6 protein-coding genes are annotated in these 5136 nt (G+C 52.5%); 4 read left to right on the forward strand and 2 right to left on the reverse strand.

All coding sequences use genetic code 11. The features are described from left to right. On the reverse strand, positions 1 to 180 hold a 180-nt coding region (locus tag GAP13_RS13135), incomplete at its 3' end, for a hypothetical protein (RefSeq protein WP_222126221.1). A gap of 94 nt (positions 181 to 274) precedes the next feature. Between GAP13_RS13135 and GAP13_RS12475 the strand changes: the two genes are divergently transcribed. Genes GAP13_RS12475 through GAP13_RS12485 form a run of 3 tightly spaced genes read left to right on the forward strand, consistent with a single transcriptional unit; the run spans position 275 to position 3387 of the window. Beyond that, positions 275 to 808: a gamma carbonic anhydrase family protein gene (locus tag GAP13_RS12475; RefSeq protein WP_158908624.1), complete on the forward strand. Its 534-nt coding sequence runs from the start codon at positions 275 to 277 to the stop codon at positions 806 to 808. Next, positions 805 to 2073, forward strand: coding sequence for a galactokinase (locus tag GAP13_RS12480; protein ID WP_158908625.1), 1269 nt, complete (start codon positions 805 to 807; stop codon positions 2071 to 2073). The genes GAP13_RS12475 and GAP13_RS12480 overlap by 4 nt, the downstream gene beginning before the upstream one ends. Positions 2074 to 2094: 21 nt before the next feature. Beyond that, positions 2095 to 3387, forward strand: a complete 1293-nt coding sequence (locus GAP13_RS12485) for an MFS transporter (RefSeq protein WP_158908626.1) — start codon at positions 2095 to 2097, stop codon at positions 3385 to 3387. 250 nt (positions 3388 to 3637) lie between these two features. Here the strand turns inward: GAP13_RS12485 and GAP13_RS12490 are convergent, their stop codons facing one another. Beyond that, positions 3638 to 4759 carry an ABC transporter ATP-binding protein gene (locus tag GAP13_RS12490; RefSeq protein ID WP_158908627.1) on the reverse strand — a complete coding sequence of 374 codons (1122 nt, stop codon included), beginning with the start codon at positions 4757 to 4759 and terminating at the stop codon, positions 3638 to 3640. Positions 4760 to 4910: 151 nt separating this feature from the next. Between GAP13_RS12490 and GAP13_RS12495 the strand changes: the two genes are divergently transcribed. Beyond that, positions 4911 to 5136: hypothetical protein (locus GAP13_RS12495; RefSeq protein WP_503473386.1), on the forward strand; the 226-nt coding region annotated here is incomplete at its 3' end.

Here is a 5136-nt window from a genome sequence, read left to right on the forward strand (position 1 = left end):
TCGGGAGTGAAGAAAGAAGGATGCGCTGGTCTCGCGCATCTGAAGGGAAGATAAGGAAGAGAGAGGTGCTGGCTTGGGAGTGCGCGCTGCTGTGCCCATTTGGCACAAGGTTGGAAGCACTACACAAGCAATGCAAATTTCATAAATTTCAGCTTTATTCCAGCATCCAAGCTCTTCCATTTGCCCCGCATTCTTTGGCACAATAGCAGCTGGGTCCGTTCCATCCGTGCACTGGCGGGCATTCTGCTGCTATATCGTACAAAGAAAGGGATGTATGAGCAAAGAATATCTGGCCAATATCCATAAAACCCCAAATACTGAAAAGGCTGCCTATATTTCGCCACATGCGGTTATACGCGGAGCAGTGACGCTGGGGCAAGACGTGTCGGTTTGGCACGGGGCAGTGCTGCGCGGCGATATGGCGCCGATAGAAGTCGGGGCGCGCTCGAACATTCAGGACGGCGCCGTGCTGCACGTGGCGGAGAATATGCCGTGTATTGTGGGCGAAGAGGTGACAATCGGACACGGCGCTATTGTGCACGCCTGCACTGTCGGCAACAGGTGTCTAGTCGGGATGGGAGCAATTGTTCTGAACGGGACAGTGGTCGGCGATGAATGCATAATAGGCGCCGGAACCGTCATTCCGGGGGGAAAGAATATTCCGCCGCGCAGCATGGTGTTGGGCAATCCCGGCAAAGTAACGCGCGCTATTACCGATGAAGAAGCAATCCATCTGCGCGAACAGGCGTATACGTACATCGCGCTCGCTCGGGAGACCGCCATCGAGGAGCGGAAAGGATCGTTATGATATCACAAAAAATCCCTCACATTCGCCGCGCTGATCTATCAGTAACAGCCCAGAAAAACCTGGACGCGCGCTTGCGTCGCCTCGTTTCAAGGCTCCCCGGATCAATTCCTGGAAAAATGACGGGCTCGCAGGCTGAACTGCACTATTTTTCTTCTCCTGGACGAACCGAGCTCGGAGGCAACCACACTGACCACAATCATGGCTGTGTGCTTGCAGCTTCAGTCGATCTCGATATGCTGGCAGTGGCGCGTGCGAGAGCCGATAGGATTGTCACAGTTACATCGGAAGGCTACGACCCGATAATCGTGGATTTTTCAGACAGCGCTGCGAGGATGCATGAACAAGGCACCCCTGCAGCGATTATTCGCGGACTTGCCGCCTGGCTCGAGAGACGCTCAACGCCTTTGCGCAGAGGATTCGATATTGCGATCGATTCCGAAGTCCCCGCAGGTTCCGGGCTTTCGAGCTCTGCAGCATTCGAGCTGCTTATCGCAGCTATATTCGATGATTTTGGCGGGCTGGGTTTGAGTCCGGTTGAATGGGCAATCGCCGGACAGTTTGCGGAGAACGAATATTTTGGAAAGCCTTGCGGGCTTATGGATCAGATTGCCTGCGCGGTTGGCGGCATTGTTTCGATCGATTTTGCAGAGCCAGCGCAGCCTCTCATCAGTTCGATTGCGTACGACTTCGCCTCACGGAATCTGGCTCTCGCGATTGTCGATACGGGTTCGAATCATGAAGATCTGACCCGCGAATATGCCGCCATTCCAAATGAAATGAAAGAAGTGGCGGCGATTTTCGGCAAGCAGACAATGAGAGAAGTAGAAAAAGCCGACCTCGTTGCTCGCGCAGCCAAAATTCGCGCGCAGTGCGGCGATCGGGCATTCTTGCGGGCATGGCACTTTGTGCATGAAACCGCGCGCCCTGCCCTCATGCAAGATGCCCTCGAACGAAATGATCTTGCCAGCTATCTTTCGCTCGTCAGGGAATCGGGCAGGTCGAGCTGGATGTATCTGCAGAATATTCATGCCGGAGATCCCCGCCAGCAAAGCCTTGCCGTTGCACTGGCACTCAGCGAAGATTTGCTTGGCTCCGAAGGAGCCTGGCGAGTTCATGGCGGAGGGTTTGCAGGCACGATTCAAGTGTATGTTCCGGAGCCGGAATTTCCGGCATTTTCCGGACGAATGGAAGCAGTGTTCGGCAGAGGCTGCGTGCGCAGGTTGAACATTCGTCCATTCGGCATGTGCAGAATCATCGAGGATTGAACAGCGTCAAAGGAGGCGGCGATGGACAGGAAAAAGGGATTCGGACCCTATCTGGGAATCACATTTCTCATCGGTTTCGGCTTTTTTACAATGGGGCTTATGGACCCGCTCTATGATACCTATGTGCCCATCTTTTTGAGCAAGTATATCGGCAGCATGAGCCTGGTGGGCTTCATTATGACCATCGACAATATCCTCGCAATCTTTCTCATTCCCATTGTGAGTGCATGGTCGGATCGCACCAACACCAGAATCGGACGGCGCATGCCTTATATCCTCGTACTTTTACCGCTCACTGCTATTTTCTTTGGGGCAATTCCCTATGCGGCCGGCGCTTCTCTCGCTGCATTGATCGCTATTCTCCTTCTTCTTAATGTAACAAAGCAATCGGTACGCGGGCCGGTCGTCGCCCTTATGCCGGACACAATTCCTGCCGATTACCGTTCCGAAGCGAATGGGGTAATCAATACCATGGGTGGCATTGCGAGCATCGTCGGCACCATTGGACTTGCGCGCCTTATGGACCTCGATACAAAGCTTCCTTTGCTAGGAAATACGAAAGACCGCCTCCCCTTCCCTCTTGCGGGTCTGTTTGTCGTGCTCGCGATCATTCTTCTTTTTGCTTTTATCCGGGAGAAAAAGCCGGACCAGACAGAGACAAGCGAGCAAAAAATCCCGATGATCGAAAGTTTCCGAAATGTTGCAGCCCAGAAAGACAAGAGCGCGCTCTACATTCTCATATCGCTCTTCTTATGGTTTTTGGGCTATCAGGGAGTCCTGCCATTTATCGGCAAGTACTCTGTGGATGTGCTCAAAACTTCCAGCGGCACCGCAGCGCTGGCTGCTGGCATGGTCGGCATCGCATACGCAATCTTCGCGCTTCCTTCAGGCTATGTCGCCCACCGCGTTGGCAGGAAAAAAACTATCCGGGCAAGCCTCCTCGTCATATCGATACTCACCGCTATACTCTTTGCCCATCCATGGCTCACGGCAGCGATGCCAGGTTCGCTCAAATTGGCGAGCTTCTGGGCAATTATGTTCTTGTTCGGCATTTTCTGGGTTTCGATCATCACGAACTCTTTTCCTATGCTCTGGCAGATGGCTGAGTGGGGAACAATCGGCATCTATACCGGGCTTTATTATACTGCAAGCCAGGCAGCTGCAATTCTTGCTCCTATTCTGACCGGGCTGATAATCGATGTATTCGGATATTCGGGCATTTTTCTCTTTTGCACGGTGTGCATGCTTGCCGCGCGGTTTGTTATGGGCAAGGTGACAAAGGGCGAACCTGCAGAGAGCCCGGCAGAGGCCTGACAAAAAATAATTGATTAACTTCAGGAATGATTCGATAATATATAAAGAAGAGGTGTACTATGAAATCGATGGACAAGCCCAAAACGGCAGAGAAGAAAAAACCCCAGAAGTCGCTCAAGGAAAAGCGGGCTGAAAAGCGGGCAAAAAAGGAATCGAAGGAATCCGAATAGTCTTGCCCGGAAAAGAGAGCCGCTCCATCGCTGGGCGGCTCTTTTCTTTTTGCAGAAAATAAATAATTATTCTTCCTGCTTTATTCTTCTTGCTCGTTCCACTTGACGGGCAAAATGCTCTTTTCGGTCTCTTTGTCGAAGTAGATCGCTTTAGCCATGACCGGTGCAAAAGTGATAGTATCGCCATGCTTGTACAGGTGGTGCGGCGGAATGCGCGCAACCATGACCTGGGTCGGAGTGGTTGCCTGCAGGTGAATTTCAGCACCGAGCGGTTCGACGACCGTTACTTTGGCGTCGAATTTCTGGCCTCTGTGCGCGGCATCCGCGACGGGGAGGTCTTCCGGCCTGATACCGAAATACACGCTCTTGCCGACATACGGCTTGAGCAGCCCTGCCTGCTTTTCATCGGGAGCCAGTCTGAACGAGCCTTCGTCGATGAAAATCTGCCCGCCTTCTTCGACGACGTTCACGGTCATAAAATTCATGGGCGGCGAACCGATGAAGCCTGCCACAAACTTGTTGATCGGGTTGTTGTAGAGGTACAGCGGTGAGCCAATCTGCTGGACAAGGCCATCCTTCATAACGACAATTTTGTCGCCCATTGTCATTGCTTCAACCTGGTCATGCGTTACATAGATCATGGTAGCTTGAAGCCTGTCGTGCAACTCGATCAACTCGGCACGCATCTGCACACGCAGCTTGGCGTCGAGGTTCGAGAGCGGTTCGTCGAAGAGAAATACTTTGGGTTTGCGGACAATGGCGCGGCCGACGGCAACGCGCTGGCGCTGGCCGCCTGACAGCTGTTTGGGCTTGCGATCGAGCAGTTTCTCAATGTCGAGAATGCGCGCCGCTTCTTTGACGCGGGCATCGATCTCGTCCTTCGGGAGCTTGCGGATCTTGAGGCCGAAAGCCATGTTCTCGTACACGGTCATGTGTGGATAGAGCGCATAGTTCTGGAACACCATTGCGATATCCCTGTCTTTGGGCGGCACATCGTTGACGAGCTTGCCATCGATATAGAGCTCGCCTTCGGTGATGTCTTCAAGCCCTGCGATCATTCGGAGGGTTGTCGTCTTGCCGCATCCCGAGGGACCGACGAATACCACGAATTCCTTGTCATTGATGGTGATGTTGGCATTTGTGACTGCACGCACATTGCCTTCGTACACCTTCCCCATTCCTTTGAGTTCTACCTTTGCCATGGATCCTCCCTTTTAAGAGGTGTATGTTATAGAAATAGTGTATTCCGTATTGCGAAGGCAGTCAACCAAAATTTGTATACTGTCACGAACCCTGCATATGAATTTGAAGTGAAGGCCTCTTTCCTTGCGTCTACAAAGAGAGGAGGCTTTCATGCATCACTTTCATTTCTGCCCAAACCCGGCCTGTGCGTATCACCAGCACGCACCGAAAGAACGCTGGTTCGTCGCCGCAGGGTTCTATGTGACCAAAACCTTCGGCAAGGTCCAGCGCTTCCGCTGCAGCTTCTGCGGCAAGTACTTCTCCGGACTTTTGCAGTTTCTTTCAAAGGCACAGAGAAATAATTCCTTTTCGCATAAGCTGCTAGAAATTTTTTTAC

This window comes from Rectinema subterraneum, assembly GCA_009768935.1.
GTDB classification, from domain to species: Bacteria; Spirochaetota; Spirochaetia; order Treponematales; family Rectinemataceae; genus Rectinema; species Rectinema subterraneum.